Origin of the sequence: Paraglaciecola sp. 2405UD69-4, from assembly GCF_047525415.1 — a bacterium.
GTDB lineage: Bacteria > Pseudomonadota > Gammaproteobacteria > Enterobacterales > Alteromonadaceae > Paraglaciecola.
Map to the genome: position 1 here is coordinate 1,296,795 of NZ_JBLIXM010000001.1, position 19,045 is coordinate 1,315,839.

Sequence of the window (19,045 nt, forward strand, 5' to 3'; positions counted from 1 at the left end):
CGCAACAAATTATTATTAGGTGTTCAATGAGTGTAAATTTTTTGGAATTCGAAAAGCCCATCGCTGACTTAGAAGCGAAGATTGAAGAGTTAAGGTTAGTCAATCAAGGGGGAGAATTCGATGTTAGTCTTGAAGAAGAAATAACTAAACTTCGAGAAAAAAGTGCAGAGCTAAGCCGCAAGATTTTTGCTGACTTAGGTGCATGGCAAGTATCTCAATTGGCTCGTCATCCGATGCGCCCTTATACTTATGACTATATCGAACGTATATGTACCGATTTTAATGAGCTAGCTGGAGACCGAGCTTTTGCTGACGACAAAGCAATAGTAGGCGGTTTAGCTGAAATTGACGGACAACCTGTGATGATCATTGGTCATCAAAAAGGCCGTGATACTAAAGAAAAAATTATACGTAATTTTGGTATGCCTAAACCTGAAGGCTACCGTAAAGCCCTGCGTTTAATGGAAATGGCAGAACGTTTTAACTTACCTATTATCACCTTTATCGACACACCAGGCGCTTATCCTGGGGTTGGTGCAGAAGAGCGTGGTCAAAGTGAAGCCATAGCTAAAAACTTAAAAGTAATGGCTGGATTAAAAGTTCCTGTTATTTGTACCGTAATTGGTGAAGGTGGCTCTGGTGGAGCTTTAGCAATTGGTGTTGGCGATAGAGTGAACATGCTGCAATACAGCACTTACTCTGTTATATCTCCTGAAGGTTGTGCTTCTATTTTATGGAAAAGCGCTGAGAAAGCCCCACAAGCTGCTGAAGCAATGGGTGTTAGTGCCACGCAAATTAAAGAGTTGGGACTCATCAACCATATAGTTGAAGAGCCATTAGGCGGAGCCCATAGAGATCACGACAGTATGGCTGCAAACTTAAAAGCCACTATTAAGCAACAGCTGGCGCAACTAGCGAGTTTATCAGTAGAAGAATTGCTAGAAGAGCGTTACAAACGTTTGATGTCTTTTGGCTACTGCTAAGCGTTAAGCTTAGGATATACTACAAAGCCATTTGCTGGTTTAAGGCGAATGGCTTTTTTGTTTTTGGGATAAAATGTCACTACTCACTAGATTACATACTCACTTATCGACAGCCCCTTTGGATGAGGCCAAAGATCTAGTAGTTGCATACAGTGGTGGGGTTGATTCCCATGTATTGCTTCATGCACTTAGCCAGCTTAAGCAAAGCCATGGTTACAGGTTTACTTTACATGCCATTCATATTCATCATGGGCTGAGTAAAAACGCCGATCAATGGCAAAAGCATTGCCAACAAACCTGCAAGGCATTGGGCGTCACTTTTCAAACTGCCAAGGTAGCCGTTACAGTCAAAGCTAGACAAAGTTTAGAAGCCCAAGCTCGAGATGCTAGGTATCAAAAGCTTGTAGAGTTAGCTCCCAACAAAAGCTATGTGCTTTTAGCTCAGCACCAAGACGACCAACTAGAAACGTTTTTATTACAGTTAAAAAGAGGCGCTGGCCCCAAGGGGTTATCGGCTATGAATCAGAAGTGGACTGTTAACGCAGGGAATACAGATAAAAAGCAGGTGCATTTTTATCGCCCACTTTTAGACGTTAGCCAAGAAGCAGTTAATGAGTATGCCACTCAGGCAAAACTTAATTGGTGTGAAGATGAGTCGAACCAAGATACACAGTTTGACAGAAACTTTTTACGTCAAGATGTTGTCCCCAATTTAATACAAAGGTGGCCTGAGCTAGCTAAATCGGTCTCTCGTAGTGCGAGTTTATGCGCGCAACAGCAAGACATGTTAGATGAGATAAGCGCCGAAAAATTAGTTGATATTCAAACCGCTGAAAACAGCTTATCCATTAGCGAGCTTAGTAAATTAACTGAAAAGTGGTTACATCAAGTGGTGCGCTACTGGTTACTACAACAAAGTATTTCGAGCCCGCCTCTAGCGGTTTTAAATAAACTATTACCACAAGTTTTGTTAGCAGCAGACGATGCCACCCCTATATTACAATGGCAAGATTGGCAGTTTAGACGCTTTAATCAAAACCTTTATGTGATCCCTGTGCCAAAGGAATTACCAGAGTTTACAAAGGTGTGGCAAGGTGAAGCCATGATGCCTCTGCCTGAAAGCCTTGGTCATTTATGCTTTAGTGAACATAAATCAAATTCAAATAAAGAGGCACTGGTGATAAACCCAGATTTTGGGCCATTAACAGTGCGCTTAGGTGGATACTCAGCCAAGTTTAAGCCTAGCGGTAGCCCCCATAGTAAACCTATCAAACAATGGTTTAAACAATGGAAAGTACCGCCATGGGAACGAGATAGAACCCTTATCCTCATGCAAAACGAGCGGGTGATAGGCTTAATGAATGAGTACAATTACTACTACGCTGAAGTAAAGCAGAGTACTAAGTGCACCTACATTAGCCTATACAGCTAACTAAATCCCTAACGCTGCTTTTGTTAGCGCCTTTGAAATGCGTGTTTTATATTCTTCAAAGTCTTCCTCTTGGGTAGCTGTTAACACCGAGCCATCTAAATTTTCTATACATCCTTTTGCATGCTCTGTTTCTGCTTCGGTAAGGCCTTCTTCTTCTGCAATAATAGCCAGTACTTTTAAAATACTAATTAATATACTTTTGTTTTTTGGAGATAGCTGGGTAGCTTGGCACAACAGATTGTACGCTGGATGGTAGCGCTGGTTTTTATAGTAAGAAGATGCCATTTCGGCAATTTCTCTAGGGTTATACCTAATATCTTTACGCTCGCGGGACTCTTGGTCTATGTAAGCTGTTAATACTTTTCCTGTGAAAGAGTCTTGAGACATAAACTCTTTCATTTGTTCAAGTAGTAACATGGATTGCTCCCACATGCCCACTTCATGATATGCCTTAACTTTATCTAAGTTATCCTCAAAGTATTTTTGTGCTCTAACCGGTAAAGTTTGCCGAAAGTGCCTTTGTAAGGCGGTTTCTGCTTCCCGTTTATTCTTCCGAGAATTCATGATACGAATTTCAATAATATCTAATTGTTCACCCAGCTCATTGGCTGCACCAAAGTCAGACTTAAGCTCATTAACAATTCTTTCGGTTCTCGCTATTAACTTATTAGCTTCGTCATAAGTGAGGGTAGGCGCTAGATCGATAGCAGAACGTATAACGTTAAGTTGTAGTAAGGGAGTATCATGGATGGAGTTTTTGGCGTATTTCAACATGTTTTTAGTAGCAACATATTGACCTAACCTATCATGGTTTAACCTGGCTAAATTCCAAGAGTTTTTATTACGCTCTATATTGCGAGGGGCGAGTTTTGTGGCCTCTTGGATGATCTCGTAGCCAAGCTGAAACTCCTCTCTGGCAATATAATATTCGGCCAATAAATCATAGGTAGCAAACTTTGTGTCTTCACGTTTTAACAAAGCGTCTGTTAACTCAGTGGCCTCTGTTATCATGTTTTGCTTTAAAAGTGAGTTGGCTAACCCTACATGTACCCAAGCGTAGTCATATGTTTCTGCCAGTTTTTCATAAAATCGCTGAGCGTCTTTGTATTCTCGAAGGTTAATTAAACTGCGGCCAATTAAACGGTTTATATGGGGGTGATATAAAACTAATGTGTCGTCTTTTAGTTGTCTTTCAGCGTAATAAATAGCCGTGGCATATTCTTCTTGTTCAAAACAATAACGTAAAGCGTAAAGCTTTTTTTCAATCATCAAAAGTTGCTTAATACGATGCTCAACTTTAGATTTATCTAATGGCTTAACCCAAAAATCTGTGGGCTCCATTTCTACAACACAGTTCACTAAACTTTCGCTGGTATCTGCACTCAGAAAAATCACACAAGTGGTTTTGCTAATGTACCCCTTAAACTTCATTTCTTCTAAGAGGTTAAAGCCGTCCTTGTCACTTTTAACATCAAATGCAATCAGCACCATATCAAACTTAATAGTGCCGCATAAACGTAACGCCGCATAGGCATTAAACGCGCTGTGAATATTATTTATGCCCGCATCAACCAAAGCGTTTTGAATAACGGTATGTACGAGAGGTTGCCCATCAATAACCAGCACTTTTAACTCGTTCCATGGCTTTTGATCTGGGATTTCTATCAAGCTTTCATTCCTTTACAAATCATATGTTTATATAACCTACTAGTAATCTATTATTACCCGAGCAAATTGTCTAGTTTTTAGCAAAATCAAGTAAGTCATAGCGCAAACCATCTCCCAAGGTTTAGTGCAAAAAACTATAAGTATTCAATTACAACTATTGGTAATTATTGAGGGCAGTGTTAAATTAAACTTGTAAAGCATTGATTTATAATGGCTTGCTATTTCTCAAAGTGAAATTGTTCCTTTTTAAGTTTTAACTATTATTTACACCTCCTGATATTTTATTGAACCTCTCTTGAAGGGCAGGCCTTGTCGCTTTTAATCCTTGGGGAATGACATGGGATTAAAAGATTATTTGGCTTTTCGATTGCCTAAAGTTCACGAGATTTTTATACAAAAAAGCCCTCAACTTCGAGGGCTTTGTGTTTTGGGTTTAGTTACGGTTACAATTTAATGATGTTGTTACCCGTGTCGCGGTCAATAAAGCGTACGAATGGGTCTATGCCAGCGTAGTTGGGGACTTCATCAACCGTTAATTCAATGGTGGTGTCTCCACTTTCAATGGTATGTAGGCCTTTGTAAATTACCTTATTGTCGGCGCCAAAGTTCTGGGCCGATTCCAGTATTACTTGGATGGCTAGTTAAGTTCTGCCCGACATTAAGTATTGCTGAGTTTTTTAAACAATTTATTATTCTTAAAAGGCAAAAATCCCATAGCGAGAACGTCATTACTTACGACTATTTTTCTAATGATAATAGGTAAAAATACACTAAGTAAGTAACAAAACACTTCAACCAACATCAATATATTTTTTTCAGGTTTGGGGATCAATATGGTCATAACTTTCATAGTATTTGCGTAGATGAACATATGGAATATCAGTATAAACAAGCTCGCTTCCCCCATACGGAGAGGGACTGTACTAAGCCATTTATACTTTGAAATACCAAATGATATTGATATAGCGGCATAAATGCCGCATATGGAGCCCATTAACGCATAAAGGGGGCTAGAGTATATTCGTTCAGCTAAATCTAGCTTAGCGTCTGAGAATCCCCAAATAGCAACTAGAATTAAGATAGAAGCAATGCAAATGAAAATATTAGGCTTAAATTTAGCGAAGTAACTTTTCATCAAATAACCTGCAATAAAATAGCTTCCCGTGATTAGCGTAATATCTATAGAAAAGGGCAGCCCCAGAAGGGTGTAGGGGGTGCCCATTATTTGAATTTCTTTTTGCCAAAAGAAGCCGATGGAAATTATACCAGCCAGCATAGTGCCGAAAATAAACAAGTATTGATAAATTTTCGAAAATCTATCAAATTTTAGGCCACGGAATACTATGTAGGCATAAAGATACACAATAAACAAATGAGATAAAAACCATAATGTAATGATGCTAAGTGTATGACTGCTTCCATAAAATATCCCCCAAAATTCGTCTGTAATACTTCCTTTTCCAGTTAGAGCATGGAGTACCAAAATACCAAAAAGCATAAAGAAATAAGGCTTTAGAAGAGCATCCGCTTTAGTAAGGATAAAATATTTAGTATTTGATGAATAAGAAAAAAAAATACCAGACAAAAAGAAAAACAATGGCATTCTAAATAATGACACAGTTTGTGTTAACTCTGGAAAATAAAGCTTTACATCACTATGGTGCAAAGCTACTAGTGCTATTGAAATCCCTTTAGCAATGTCAATGAATTTTATTCTATTTTTCAAAATTTACTCCATTAATTTTATATTTTAGATTAGCTATGTTTTTGTGTCATTTGTTATAAATTAAGTATATTGCAAAGGCGTTTATCTTCTTTTCATTATTGTTATTACCCGAACAATAAATCAGTGGCGTTACAATTATTAATAGGAGTAAATTTTAGTGTTTAACATTATCCTGTATAATGCATACTTACTGCAATAACTATTGGAATCATAAGTTAAATGAAAGTAGTAAGGTATTGATTTATAATGGCTTACTATTTATTGCAGTGACATTATCCCGTTTAAAGTTTTAACTATTGTTTACACATACCGATACTTTATTGAACCTCACTCCTGAAGGGCAGGCCTTGTCGCTTTTAATTCTGGGGAATGACATGGGATTAAAAGATTACTTGGCTTTTATATTGCGCCTGAAGTTCACGAAATTTTTAAACAAAAAAGCCCTCAACTTTGAGTAATGCCAGTCAGTTAACAACTGACTGGCATTTTCTTTTGTATGGATACTTCTTAGGTTTCCTTCTTACCGCTCTTGGGTACTGCCTTTCTGGGCGTTTGTCGGGTAAAACAAATAGTTTTAACGTGCCAAGTAATTCTTGATAGTGCAACGGTAATTTGTTTGCGCTTCGTATGGGAATAGTGGTTAAGAATGCCATTACATGTCGGGCGCAGTGAGAGAAACTTAGTCGTATTGGTGTGATGTCCAGCTCTTTAGTCGCATCAAGCATGGCTATACGAACAAGATTATAAGCAAGCAGCAGCCCCCATAATTCTTGACGAACCATGTCAGGCTTCTTACTTCTTAATGTATAATTTGCGTGCAGTAAGCTTTGTTTCATCTCTCTGAAGCCCAGTTCAATTTCCCAGCGCTCTGCATAGACTTCGGTTAATGAGTCATAGGGAAAGCGTAGCGGGTCGGTTAATGAACTCGGTACTCGATAGGCTTTACCTTTTACGTAGTATGTCGTCAACCGCGCTTCTATCGTATCGGGGAGCGATTCAAATCGTTTTCTAGCTTGGGGCGAAGGCGTCAATGTGATGAGCGCATCATTTTCGTTAAGTTGCTGTGCTACTGTAAACTGTAAGTCTTTTCGAGCGGGGAGCATCCAATGCGTACTCTCACCAGCTTGCTGCCACTGATGAAGTAATCCAACAGAGTAATAACCTCTATTAAACAGTGTTAATGAAAGACTGGGGACATGGGCTATAAGTTCTTGGGCTAAACGCATTTTCCCTACGTGTCGTCCATCAAAGGCACTACCTAGCAACAGGTGACTGGATACCTCCATCAGACAACACATCCGTACCTACGGCTAAGGACTCAGGCTGTGATTATTTCTATCACAACCAAATGCAGTGAAGTTTTCAGGGGTATCCTCAGTTCGATATACCACGCCATCTACAGCGAGAAGATTTAGCCCATTCCATTGTTCGAATGTATAGGAGCCAAATGCTCTAGATGCTTGTAATTCAAATGTTTTTTGAACCGCTTCAAAGCCAAGTCGCTGACGCGCTTGTACCAAGGCACTGGGTGCGACTAACTTATGTTTACCGGGCAATGAAATGTCCAGTTTGCTAGCAATATCCCACACTGACTCGTGACGGAATAGGCTCATGCCAATGACAGACCATATCACTGCATCCAGCGGTAAACGACGTCTACGTACTGTGGCCACACCTGCATGTTCAAAGTCTTGCTCTAGCAGCTCTGGGTGGAGTAACCCTTGAAGCTTATCGAGTGAGGTAAGTTCAGATGATTCGGCTAACGTTGATTCTAAAACTGAGACGAGAGACATAAAAAAATCCTGTGACCGTGATCACAGGATTTTGATCTCATTACGCTGAGCGTCAAGTTATTTTTCTTAACTGATCGGCATTACTCAACTTTGAGGGCTTTGTGTTTTGGGTTTAGTTACCGTTACAACTTAATGATGTTGTTGCCCGTGTCGCGGTCAATATAGCGTACGAATGGGTCTATGCCAGCGTAGTTGGGGACTTCATCAACCGTTAATTCAATGGTGGTGTTGCCACTTTCAATGGTATGTAGGCCTTTGTAAATTACCTTATTGTCGGCGGCAAAGTTGTTGGGGTCGTCACTAAATAGCACTATCTCGACTTCTTGTGAGAAGGGCTGTTCGGTTTCTTTACCTTTGCCGTCTGCTGCAAACTGTTGGGCCGATACGGTGAACAACACTGTAGTTTGTCCGTTTTCATCGGTTGCCTGTGATATTTCTTTGGCTTGTAGGTCGTAGATGGTGATCTGCGAAAACAAGTCTTGAATATAAGCTTGCTCTTGTGCCGTTGCGACGTTATTTAAGTGCCTCACTAAATCAAGTGTGGTGGGGTACAAGTCTTCTCTAAATTTATATTCATTTAGCAAGGCTTGTAGTGCCTGATTAAGTCGAGTTTCACCTAGCTTGTTGACTAGCGCCATCATCACAATCGAGCCTTTTTGATAATGAATATATTGCTGGTTTTCAGAACGCAGCAATGGCATTTCTTCAATACGCTCGGCACTACGGCCTTGTAGGTACTGGTCTAGCTCGTGGGTTAAGAATTTACGGAGTTTGGTTTCACCATATTTTTGCTTCATCACCATTAACGCGCTGTATTGAGATAGACTTTCAGACAATATCGCGCTGCCTTGTACATTGGCTGCATTAAGCTGGTGGCCCCACCATTGGTGAGCAACTTCGTGGGCAGTGATGTAGTAAACAGGGTCAATGTTTTCTGGATCTCTTAGGTCGGTTATAAAGCCTATGTTTTCTGAGTAAGGCACAGTATTCGCAAAACTTTGTGCAAAACTGCGGTAACCCGGAAACTCAATGATCCTTAATTGCCTGTGTTGATATGGGCCAAATGCTTGTTGAAAATAATCCAGTGAGTCTTGGCTAGACTCTATCATTCGGTCTATGTTCCAGTGATGATCTTTATGGTAGTAAACTTCAATCTTGATGCCTTTGTGTTCAACCTTTTTACTTTCAAGTTTGGCAGACATAATACTGAAGAAGTTAACCATAGGGGCATCCATTTCGTACCTGTAATAGTTGCGTCCGTTTTCTTGCCATTCTTTTTGTAAATACCCGGGCACAATAGCAAATTGATCGGCGCTGGTGGATACAGTGGCGCTAAAGTCAATAAATTCGACTCCCTTACCAAAAAAGCTTTCGGTATAACGTGAGGTGTCTTCTAGTTTATAGGCTCGCTGTAATGGCGGTAAATCCCGTTTGCGTCTTTCGTGTTGGTCGGTTATGCGGTAACCCTCGTTAAAACCAAAAGACGGGAACAAATCAAAGTTATTAATAAAGGTGCCGTTTTTGACTAAGGTGCTGTCTTCACCTCTGTCTTTAAAGCCATTGTGGTACCTAGATACCGTTATAGTGCCTTGCCTTGCTTCGTTAGGGGCAAGTGGTTCGCTGAGTTCATACCAGCCCACATTATATTTACTGTCAATTTCACCTAAGGTGCCACCGGGTATGTCAACGGTATAAGCTTTAGTGTGCTGGGGAATATTCACTAAAAATCGCGTGATAGGCGTGTTAGTGCGGTTAATGACTTTTACTTTAGCATTGGCATCTATGCGCCTACTTTCAGGGAATACATCAATAGCAGCATCAACACTCACTATGGTTGGTATTGGGGCATCACGAAATTCAACAAAGTCTTTTTCGTAATCTGCTTGGGTATTTAAGGTGTCGTCTTGGCTATAAAAAGTATTTAACACTTTGGTGTTGTAATGAATGTAAGCACCGCTACTAATAAATACCACTAAAGCTACAACAGCAATGCTCTTACCTTGAGTGCCTAGTTGATAATTTAACAAGCTAAAACGTTGTTTTAACGAGGTTTGCGGGCCTCGCTTCCACAAGCCATAACTCAGCACACTTAGCACTACCGCTAAGGCGGACCAGTACAACATGTACCAATTTTGGGTTTGCATAAACCAGCCATAGCCGTTTAATCCTGAGTATTGCAGGATAGGGGCGGCTGCAAAGTTGAACATGTTATGTTCTATGCCTATTTGCGGAAACACAAGAGATACAAATATGTAGCCAACAAAAATTAACATACCCACGTACTTATTAGGGCTGAGTACCTGAATCAAAAAAGCCAATACTACGGTTAAACAAAATGGCAGTACGCCAAAATATAAAAGGCTTATTAGGTACTGACCAAATTCTATGTTTTCGTAACCACTTAACAGTTGTTTGATGATGGCAAGGGCCATACCCACAAAATGTAAAGACACAATCACTAACATCACAGCTATGAGTTTAGATAACCAAAAGGTGACATTGTGCACGGGCATACTGTCTACAATATCGCCCATGCCTACATTGCGTTCACGCCATACTACTTCTGCTGTGTAGTAGGTAATTACAATTATGGTCATAAGCGAAAATGCGCCTATGATGATTTGCACTAAAGTTTGAGTTAAGGGCCAGTTTGGGGTGCCATAAAGACCGTTTATATTGAAAAAGCTCGCCACTAATTGAAATGCAGAAAACAGTAACAACACCGCAAATGCTGGGCTCAACATCACTTGTTTTATCTCAAATTTAGTGCGAGTGACAAACTGTGCAAACCCATTGTTTGCGGTAGATTTAATGGCAATGTTCATTGTTTTAGGAATGACACTGGCGTTTTCTTTGTGTGTTTTTTTGCTGGCTTTATTTGGCGTTAGGTTTAAGGGTTTAAACAAGCCGCCTCCAGCTAGTAATATAAAACCGCCCACAGCTACCCATAACAGCCTATTTTGTAAAACTGCACCATCTAAAGAAACCATTAAGGAGTTCTTTTCAAAGGCAGTCCAATATCTTGCATATTCACGAAATGAATTGAGCCCAAATGGGTCGAGTAAGGCGCGAATAGTGCGCTGTTCGGGTTCATTAAAGACCTGCCCGGCGACTACATAAAGTATAAACAACCCTAGTGCGCAGATATAACCCGCCATCATGTTTCTAAACAGGTTAGTTACCGCATAAAACAATGCAGCCACAACAAAAATAGTGGTAGTAGAAAATATTAAAAAAGGCTGTAGGTACATCATTAGGCTATTTGGGCCAATGCGTTCGCCGTCTACCCATGGCATTAAGGTGCCAATAAATGTACCTAAAGGCACCATTGCAAATACCGTCAGGCATATAAGGTATGCCCCTAAAAAACGCCCTAGGTTGTAACTAAAGGGTTTAATAGGTTTGGTGTAAATGATTTCAGACATGAATGATGTGTGGTTACGGGTGGCGGTGCCCGATACAAAGTTCACCACCATAAACATGCCAAACACACTTAAAATTAATAGAATTTGAGTGATAGCAAAGGGACTGTTAAACAGCACATTACCACCAGAGCCAATTTGTACTTGGTCTATGGTAATGGCTAAAAAAGGCAGTAGAAAAAACACCAAACAGGTCACAATAAACGAGGGTTGGCGAGTAAAATAACGCCATTCAAAACCTAACATTTTGCTAAACATGATTGCGCTTCCTTATGCTGCTTGGTTTAAGCGAGAGTTGTGCAAAGTAGAAAAGTAAACGTCTTCTAAGGTAGCTGGGGTTGCTTCAAATCCTTCTGGTGCTTCTGTTGCCATGACATTTAAAACTGTGCGGCCTGCAAATAGGCGTTTTGAAATGACAGGTAGCGTGCTTTCAAGCTCTGCCGCTTCATCTATTGATACTGTTTTACGCCAAATTTGCCCCGTTAGCTTATCTGTCACTTCAATAGGGTTGCCTTGCAATAAAATTTGACCGCTGCCTAGTACCGCCATGTTTGAACAAAGTTCTGATACATCATCCACAATATGAGTTGATAAAATAATGACTTTTTCTTCACCTAATGTAACCAATAAATTATGAAAGCGGTTACGCTCTTCAGGATCTAGGCCTGCCGTGGGCTCATCAACAATAATTAAGTCTGGGTCACCTAATAATGCTTGGGCAATGCCAAATCGCTGGCGCATACCGCCAGAAAATCCACTTACGGCTTTTTTGCGGTGTTGGAACAAATTGGTGTGTGCCAGCAGTCCATCTACGGCTTCTTTACGCTCTGCTTTATTGGCTATGCCTTTTAAAATGGCGAGGTGATCTAATAAGTCGTAGGCATTAACCCTAGGGTATACGCCAAAATCTTGTGGTAAATAGCCCAAACGTTTACGTAACTCGTTAGGCTGGCTGAGCACGTCTGTGCCATCAAACTGGATTGTGCCTGTGTCTGGCTGTTGCAGGGTAGAAATTGTGCGCATTAAACTAGACTTGCCAGCACCATTTGGGCCAAGTAATCCAAACATGCCTTTGGGAATATCTAGGTTTACACCGTTTAGAGCTTTTACACCATTGTCGTAGGTTTTGGTTACGTCGTTAATTTTTAGCATGCCTTGTTCCCTGAAATTGTTGTTTATTTATCCAAATATGATTAATTTCAGAGTATTAGTCTATAGATGCAACAATTTCTTACGAAAACCAATATTTTATTTTAGAGGGTGCTGTATTCGGTATATACTACGCGGCCTTAAATTTTATCAATTTTTACGCTTTTTAGAGGTCGTTTTCCATGCGCACAGACTATTGTGGCAACATCAATTCTTCTTATATCGGACAAACTGTCACCTTATGCGGTTGGGTTAACCGTAGCCGTGATTTAGGGGGAGTTATCTTCCTTGATTTACGAGACCGCGAAGGCGTGGTGCAAGTGGTGTTTGATCCTGATCTAGTTGAGGTATTTGACGTAGCCAATAGTTTACGTAACGAATTCTGTGTACAGTTGACTGGATTAGTAAGAGCTCGCCCTGAAGGCCAAATAAATAAAGATATGTCTACCGGCGAAATTGAAATGCTAGGTAAGTCTTTGACTATCTTAAATAAAGCTGCACCATTACCATTAGATTGGAATCAAGAAAATTCAGAAGAGCAGCGTTTAAAGTATCGCTATTTAGATTTACGTCGTCCTTTGATGAGCGACAGGCTTAAATTTAGAGCAAAAGTCACCAGCAATGTGCGAAATTACCTAGAAAACGATGGCTTTTTAGATATCGAAACGCCTATTTTGACTAAGGCTACTCCAGAAGGGGCCCGTGATTACTTGGTGCCTAGTCGTACTCATAAAGGGCAGTTCTTTGCATTACCGCAATCACCACAGTTGTTTAAGCAATTGTTGATGATGTCGGGTATGGATAAATACTACCAAATCGTGAAGTGTTTCCGTGATGAAGATTTGCGTGCAGACCGTCAACCTGAGTTTACTCAAATAGATATCGAAACCACCTTTTTAGATGCAAATGGTGTGATGTCTATTACCGAAGGGTTAGTACGTGACTTATTCCAAAAAATGTTGAATGTCGATTTGGGTGAATTCCCAACTATGACTTACGCCGATGCTATGCGCCGTTTCGGTAGTGATAAGCCAGATTTACGTAACCCACTAGAATTAACCGATGTTGCAGATTTACTGAAAAACGTTGAGTTTAAAGTATTCTCTGGCCCTGCGAACGATGCCAAGGGGCGCGTTGCAGTTATACGTGTACCTGGCGGAGCTAAATTGTCCCGTAAACAAATTGATGACTACGGTAAGTTCGTAGGTATTTATGGTGCTAAAGGTTTAGCCTGGATGAAAATCAACGACCTTGATGCCGGTATGGAAGGCTTACAGTCGCCAATTCTTAAGTTCTTAAATGAAGACGTAGCTAAAGGCATTGTTGAGCGCGCAGGCGCACAAAGTGGCGATATTCTATTGTTTGGTGCTGATACCAATACAGTAGTAACCGAAGCGCTAGGCGCGCTTAGATTAAAACTAGGTGAAGACTTAGAGCTACTTGAAGGCGAGTGGAAACCACTTTGGGTTGTTGACTTCCCAATGTTTGAAGAAGTAGACGGCCAATTTTATGCGTTACATCACCCCTTTACTGCTCCCCGTGACATGACACCAGAAGAGCTAGCGGCTAATCCTGCTGGAGCCTTGTCGAATGCTTACGATATGGTATTAAACGGTTGTGAGCTTGGTGGCGGCTCGGTTCGTATTCACAACCAAGAGATGCAAGCTTGTGTGTTTAAGTTACTAGGCATTAGCGACGAAGAAGCAGAAATGAAGTTTGGTTTCTTACTTGAAGCCTTAAAGTTTGGTGCACCGCCTCATGCTGGCCTGGCCTTTGGTTTAGACCGTATGGTAATGCTGATGACGGGCGCTACCTCTATTCGTGATGTTATGGCTTTCCCTAAAACGACGACTGCGGCTTGCCCACTGACAGATGCACCGGGTGAAGCTAACCCAGAGCAACTTAAAGAGCTTTCTATTCGCACGGTTATCGAGAAAAAAGAAACCGAAAACAAAGCTGATTAAGTTTTAGCTGTAATGACATCAAAATACCGTATTCCAAAATCTGCCCTGACAGTGGTTTATAACAGCGCTGGGCAGGTATTGGTGATGCAGCGTAATGATGACCCAATGTTTTGGCAATCTGTAACTGGTACCCTTGAAGAGGGGGAACACCCCTTTGATACTGCCATGCGAGAAGTCTTAGAAGAAACCGGAATTGATATCGCCAAAAATGGTTATCAGCTTCTAGACTGTCAAAAAATTAATACCTACGAAATACGGGACATGTGGAAACACAGGTACCCACCTAATACCCCTTTTAATACCGAGTATGTGTTTGCTGTTGAAGTGGCCAACGATCAAGCTGTTGTGCTTACTGAGCACTCAGCCTATTTTTGGTTAGATAAACAAGCTGCAATGGAAAAGGTCTGGTCAGATACTAACCGTGAGGCTATTGCTGCATATGTTCCCGAGTAAAGTTCACTCGGTAAAATATTTTGTATGGGGAGTACACCTTAATATGAGTGTATCCCAATAATGGCGATAATTTTAGGTATTGACCCTGGCTCTCGGATTACAGGTTACGGCGTAATTAAAAAGTCAGGACAAAAATCAGAATATATCGCCAGTGGTTGTATTCGTGTACAGGGTGATGAACTCGCCGGTAGGCTCAAGCAAATATTTGATGGCGTAAGTGAAATTATTCATCAGTTTCAACCCAAAGAGTTTGCTATTGAACAAGTGTTTATGGCAAAAAATCCCGACTCTGCACTAAAGCTTGGGCAAGCTAGAGGGGCTGCGATTGTGGCAGCTACTAACTTTGATTTACCCGTAGCCGAGTATTCAGCAAGGCAAATTAAGCAATCTGTTGTAGGGAAGGGAAGTGCTGATAAATCTCAAGTGCAGCATATGGTTACCTACTTACTTGGCCTTGGTGCTAAACCTCAAGCCGACGCGGCAGACGCATTAGCTGTTGCCTTATGTCACAATCACACCCAACAGAGCTTAATCAAGATGTCTGGCCAAGCCTCTAAAACTGTTCGTGGTCGCCTGCGTTAAACTGAATAATAAATAAGGAAACACAATGATTGGTAATCTTCGCGGTATTTTACTAGAGAAGCAGCCTCCTGAAATATTAATAGAAGCTGGTGGGGTGGGTTACGAAGTACAAGTGCCCATGACTAGTTTTTATCAATTACCTGACATTGGGCAAGAAGCGAACTTATGTATTCACTTTGTGACGCGCGAAGATGCACAACTTTTATTTGGTTTTGCTAATAAGCAAGAGCGAGCCGTTTTTCGTGAGCTTATAAAAGCCAGTGGAGTGGGGCCTAAACTCGCGCTAACAATTTTATCGGGAATGAATGCTCAACAGTTTATGCAATGTGTGAGTATGGAAGATGTCACCGGACTAACTAAATTGCCAGGGGTTGGTAAAAAGACAGCTGAACGATTAGTAATAGAAATGCGTGACCGCTTGAGTAAACTTGCCAAAGAACAAGGCTACGCAGAAACCGTCCATTTAACGCCAGACCTTCCAGTAGAAAACACCTTTGTACAACGCACTGATGCTAAAGAAGAAGCCTTAAGTGCGTTGATAGCTTTGGGTTATAAAGCCCCGCAAGCCACAAAAGTGATTAATTCAGTGCACCAAGAAGATATGAGTAGCGAAGTGTTAATTCGCGAAGCATTGCGCGCAATGGCAAGCTAGTTACACTCTTTTAGAGACTGTCATCAATAAATTTGGTACTGTATAAAAAGACACTAAAGTAATTATCAATAAGTCACAATGATTGAAGCAGACCGCATTATAAAACCCACAGCCAGCCATGAAGATGAAGTGGTTGATCGTGCCATTCGACCCAAAATGTTGGTTGATTATACTGGGCAGGATCATGTTTGTTCGCAAATGGAAATCTTTATAGAAGCCGCTCGAAAGCGTAATGATGCACTCGATCATTTATTAATTTTTGGGCCTCCTGGTTTAGGTAAAACCACACTAGCAAATATTGTCGCCAATGAAATGGGGGTGAATATTAAAACCACCTCTGGCCCAGTGTTAGAAAAAGCCGGTGATTTAGCGGCTCTTTTAACCAATCTTGAAGAAAATGATGTGTTATTCATTGACGAAATACATCGCTTAAGCCCAGTCGTAGAGGAGATTTTGTATCCAGCCATGGAGGATTATCAACTGGATATTATGATTGGCGAAGGCCCAGCTGCTCGCTCAATAAAGTTAGAGTTACCTCCTTTTACATTAATAGGTGCAACAACCCGCGCGGGCTCTTTAACGTCCCCACTTAGAGATCGTTTTGGTATTGTGCAGCGGTTAGAGTTTTATAATGTCAAAGACTTAACGCAAATTGTAAAGCGTTCTGCCAGTTATTTAGATTTAACCATGGAAGATGAGGGCGCGCTAGAAGTAGCAAAGCGCTCAAGAGGCACTCCTAGGATCAGTAACCGTTTATTAAGGCGAGTTAGAGATTTTGCAGAGGTAAGAGCAAACGGCAAGATTACAGCTGAGGTAGCGGCAGAAGCTTTAGACATGCTGGATGTTGATAAAGAAGGTTTTGATTACATGGACCGTAAGTTGTTACTGGCCATTATAGAGAAATTTTTAGGTGGCCCAGTAGGACTAGATAACCTAGCGGCGGCTATTGGTGAAGAAAGAGATACCATTGAAGACGTTATTGAACCTTTCTTAATTCAGCAAGGTTTTTTACAGCGAACCCCCAGAGGACGAATTGCATCACAAAGGGCATTTTTGCACTTTGGGAAAGATTACTCGCCAGAGTAATTGATTTATTTTAGGCAAAAAAAAGCCCACACCAATGGTGTGGGCGAGCAACTAAAAAATTAGTTAAAGGGAATAAATCCAAGGAACATGTCAAATAACTATTTTCACTTTTAGCAGCTTCGCTTTAAAGTTACTCTGTAGCTCTAAGAACAAGTGCTATTCTATGCATAATCTAGTGTCACACAACTGAAATAAATTGATATTAAGCATTATAAAAACTAATGCTTATATTTTATTTGAAGAGATAATTTTATATTTTGGGTTTATGATTATTTTATCTTGTTGATTTTTAGTGGTTTTTTATTTTGTTTGTTTATTGTTCTATTATTTTTATTGATTCTAAAGTTTTTTCAATGAAGTTAATGGGTATTAACTTGCTTTGAATGTTTATTCATTGTAATTGTTGATGTTACACCTTAGGTTTTAATGATTTCTCAGTCTTTAAACTCTAATTATATGATTATTATGGCTTTTATTGACGCTGTTTGGCTTGTTAAGGGGTTGTAAATTAGTAGTTTGATAGCATAACTATTAAATATTTGTGGCCAGTAAAAAAAGTGCTGGAAATTTTTACCAGCAGCATTGTTTTCAAGAAAAAGATAAAAATAATATGAGCTTTGAACATAAAATACGTGTTTACTACGAAGATACAGACGCAGGTGGAATTGTTTATTACGCCAACTACTTAAAGTTTATGGAAAGAGCCAGAACAGAGTGGTTAAGAGAAATGGGGACTGAACAAGATATTCTTTTGGAACATTCTGTGGGTTTTGTCGTCAAACGGGTCGAAATGGATAATCACAAGCCAGCTAGGTTTAATGAACTGTTGAGTATTCAAACCGAAATAGTAGAATTAAAACGAGCCAGTTTGGTATTTAAACAAGTCATCATTAGCAAGACCAATGAAGTGTTGGTTAGTGCTTTAATACGAGTTGCCTGTGTGAATTTATTGAATATGAAACCACAAGCTATTCCAGCAAAAATATTAGGGGAATTTACACGTGTCATCTGAGTTATCTTTTGTCGATCTGATTTTAGAAGCTAGTTTACTAGTTCAACTGGTTATGTTGTTGTTGATTACAGCATCTATTGCGTCTTGGGCTTTTATTATCGAGCGCAGTAGGGCGTTAAATGCGGCTCGTAGTGAGATGAAAAAGTTTGAAGATAAGTTTTGGTCAGGAGTAGATTTAAATCGTTTTTATCAAGAGCTAGCTGCCAGAGAATCTTTAGGTGGTATGGCGAGTATGTTTTGCGCTGGCTTTAAAGAGTTTGTGAAACTTCGTAAAAGTACCTCGACACCAGCTGACGCTATTATGGAAGGAACATCACGTGCTATGCGTGTTTCTTTATCTCGAGAGATTGACGAATTAGAAAGCCGTTTGCCATTTTTGGCAACAACCGGCTCAATCAGCCCTTATATTGGATTATTCGGTACAGTTTGGGGGATTATGAATTCATTTATAGCTTTAGGTGGTCAACAACAAGCCACCTTAGCTATGGTGGCTCCAGGTATTGCTGAAGCACTTATTGCTACAGCAATGGGATTGTTTGCCGCTATTCCTGCCGTTATTGCTTACAACCGATTTAGTCATCAAGTAGAAAAGCTAGAAAATAGTTACGGTAACTTTATGGAAGAGTTTTCAAGTATTCTGCACAGACAAGCTTTAGCATCTGGCACTGACAACCAACAAACAGCTGGGTAGTCAGACTATGTACGTAAGAAAACGTAGACGTCAGGTCTCAGAAATTAATGTTGTGCCCTATATCGACGTAATGTTGGTATTGCTGATCATCTTTATGGTAACGGCCCCCCTAATTACTCAGGGGGTGAAAGTAGATTTACCGAAAGCCGATTCACAACCTTTAGATGAAGAAGCTAAGCCGCCTCTTGTGGCATCAGTTGATGCCGAAGGACAATACTTTATTAATGTGGGTGATAGCCAAGATGAGCCTATGTCCGCCGTTGACCTAGCCACATTAGTTGCGGCTCATTTACAAGTAGAGCCAGACACGCCTGTTGTTGTGAGGGGGGATGGAGCCGTGCCTTATAGTGAGGTGGTGCAATTAATGGTGTTGTTGCAACGTGCGGGTGCGCCATCGGTGGGACTTATGACTTCTCCCGTGGAAAATTAGAG

The 19,045-nt window shown here is 40.5% G+C and carries 16 protein-coding genes; 10 read left to right on the forward strand and 6 right to left on the reverse strand.

All coding sequences use genetic code 11. The features are described from left to right. Window positions 1-26 precede the first annotated feature (26 nt). Both accA and tilS read left to right on the forward strand, forming a co-directional pair. A complete protein-coding gene (gene accA / locus ACMUMK_RS05745; protein WP_414700160.1) occupies window positions 27-983 on the forward strand; it encodes an acetyl-CoA carboxylase carboxyl transferase subunit alpha in 957 nt (318 codons plus the stop codon). A gap of 73 nt (window positions 984-1,056) precedes the next feature. Beyond that, window positions 1,057-2,415 carry a tRNA lysidine(34) synthetase TilS gene (gene tilS / locus ACMUMK_RS05750; protein WP_414700161.1) on the forward strand — a complete coding sequence of 453 codons (1,359 nt, stop codon included), beginning with the start codon at window positions 1,057-1,059 and terminating at the stop codon, window positions 2,413-2,415. On the opposite strand, the gene ACMUMK_RS05755 is transcribed toward tilS, so the two are convergent. The 6 genes from ACMUMK_RS05755 to ACMUMK_RS05780 all read right to left on the reverse strand — a co-directional run bounded on the left by ACMUMK_RS05755 (window position 2,416) and on the right by ACMUMK_RS05780 (window position 12,176). Continuing rightward, window positions 2,416-4,083, reverse strand: a complete 1,668-nt coding sequence (locus ACMUMK_RS05755; protein WP_414700162.1) for a response regulator — start codon at window positions 4,081-4,083, stop codon at window positions 2,416-2,418. It abuts the gene before it with no gap. A 658-nt stretch (window positions 4,084-4,741) separates the two neighbouring features. Further along, the gene (locus ACMUMK_RS05760) at window positions 4,742-5,809 is read right to left on the reverse strand and encodes an acyltransferase family protein (protein ID WP_414700163.1); all 1,068 of its coding nucleotides are present in this window, start codon (window positions 5,807-5,809) and stop codon (window positions 4,742-4,744) included. A 464-nt stretch (window positions 5,810-6,273) separates the two neighbouring features. Further along, complete coding sequence (locus tag ACMUMK_RS05765; RefSeq protein WP_414700164.1) at window positions 6,274-7,095, reverse strand: IS4 family transposase; 822 nt, start codon at window positions 7,093-7,095, stop codon at window positions 6,274-6,276. 24 nt (window positions 7,096-7,119) lie between these two features. Further along, window positions 7,120-7,602: a transposase domain-containing protein gene (locus tag ACMUMK_RS05770; protein ID WP_414700165.1), complete on the reverse strand. Its 483-nt coding sequence runs from the start codon at window positions 7,600-7,602 to the stop codon at window positions 7,120-7,122. A gap of 122 nt (window positions 7,603-7,724) precedes the next feature. After that, window positions 7,725-11,282, reverse strand: a complete 3,558-nt coding sequence (locus tag ACMUMK_RS05775) for an ABC transporter permease/M1 family aminopeptidase (RefSeq protein WP_414700166.1) — start codon at window positions 11,280-11,282, stop codon at window positions 7,725-7,727. Between the two features lie 12 nt (window positions 11,283-11,294). After that, window positions 11,295-12,176: an ABC transporter ATP-binding protein gene (locus ACMUMK_RS05780; RefSeq protein ID WP_414700167.1), complete on the reverse strand. Its 882-nt coding sequence runs from the start codon at window positions 12,174-12,176 to the stop codon at window positions 11,295-11,297. A 179-nt stretch (window positions 12,177-12,355) separates the two neighbouring features. Between ACMUMK_RS05780 and aspS the strand changes: the two genes are divergently transcribed. From aspS to tolR, 8 genes are all read left to right on the forward strand, one after another. Continuing rightward, the gene (gene aspS / locus ACMUMK_RS05785; protein WP_414700168.1) at window positions 12,356-14,137 is read left to right on the forward strand and encodes an aspartate--tRNA ligase; all 1,782 of its coding nucleotides are present in this window, start codon (window positions 12,356-12,358) and stop codon (window positions 14,135-14,137) included. Window positions 14,138-14,149: 12 nt separating this feature from the next. After that, window positions 14,150-14,590 (forward strand): dihydroneopterin triphosphate diphosphatase, encoded by a 441-nt coding sequence (gene nudB, locus ACMUMK_RS05790; protein WP_414700169.1) that lies wholly within the window; start codon window positions 14,150-14,152, stop codon window positions 14,588-14,590. A gap of 60 nt (window positions 14,591-14,650) precedes the next feature. Beyond that, window positions 14,651-15,172: a crossover junction endodeoxyribonuclease RuvC gene (gene ruvC / locus ACMUMK_RS05795; protein WP_414700170.1), complete on the forward strand. Its 522-nt coding sequence runs from the start codon at window positions 14,651-14,653 to the stop codon at window positions 15,170-15,172. 25 nt (window positions 15,173-15,197) lie between these two features. Next, entirely contained in the window at window positions 15,198-15,824 is a 627-nt protein-coding gene (ruvA, locus tag ACMUMK_RS05800; RefSeq protein WP_414700171.1) for a Holliday junction branch migration protein RuvA, read from the forward strand. A gap of 78 nt (window positions 15,825-15,902) precedes the next feature. Continuing rightward, a complete protein-coding gene (ruvB, locus tag ACMUMK_RS05805) occupies window positions 15,903-16,910 on the forward strand; it encodes a Holliday junction branch migration DNA helicase RuvB (RefSeq protein WP_414700172.1) in 1,008 nt (335 codons plus the stop codon). Between the two features lie 610 nt (window positions 16,911-17,520). Then, the gene (gene ybgC / locus ACMUMK_RS05810; protein ID WP_414700173.1) at window positions 17,521-17,922 is read left to right on the forward strand and encodes a tol-pal system-associated acyl-CoA thioesterase; all 402 of its coding nucleotides are present in this window, start codon (window positions 17,521-17,523) and stop codon (window positions 17,920-17,922) included. Continuing rightward, window positions 17,912-18,613, forward strand: a complete 702-nt coding sequence (gene tolQ / locus ACMUMK_RS05815) for a protein TolQ (protein WP_414700174.1) — start codon at window positions 17,912-17,914, stop codon at window positions 18,611-18,613. Before ybgC ends, tolQ begins: the two co-directional genes overlap by 11 nt. Window positions 18,614-18,620: 7 nt before the next feature. Further along, window positions 18,621-19,043 (forward strand): protein TolR, encoded by a 423-nt coding sequence (gene tolR, locus ACMUMK_RS05820; RefSeq protein ID WP_414700175.1) that lies wholly within the window; start codon window positions 18,621-18,623, stop codon window positions 19,041-19,043. Window positions 19,044-19,045: the final 2 nt, after the last annotated feature.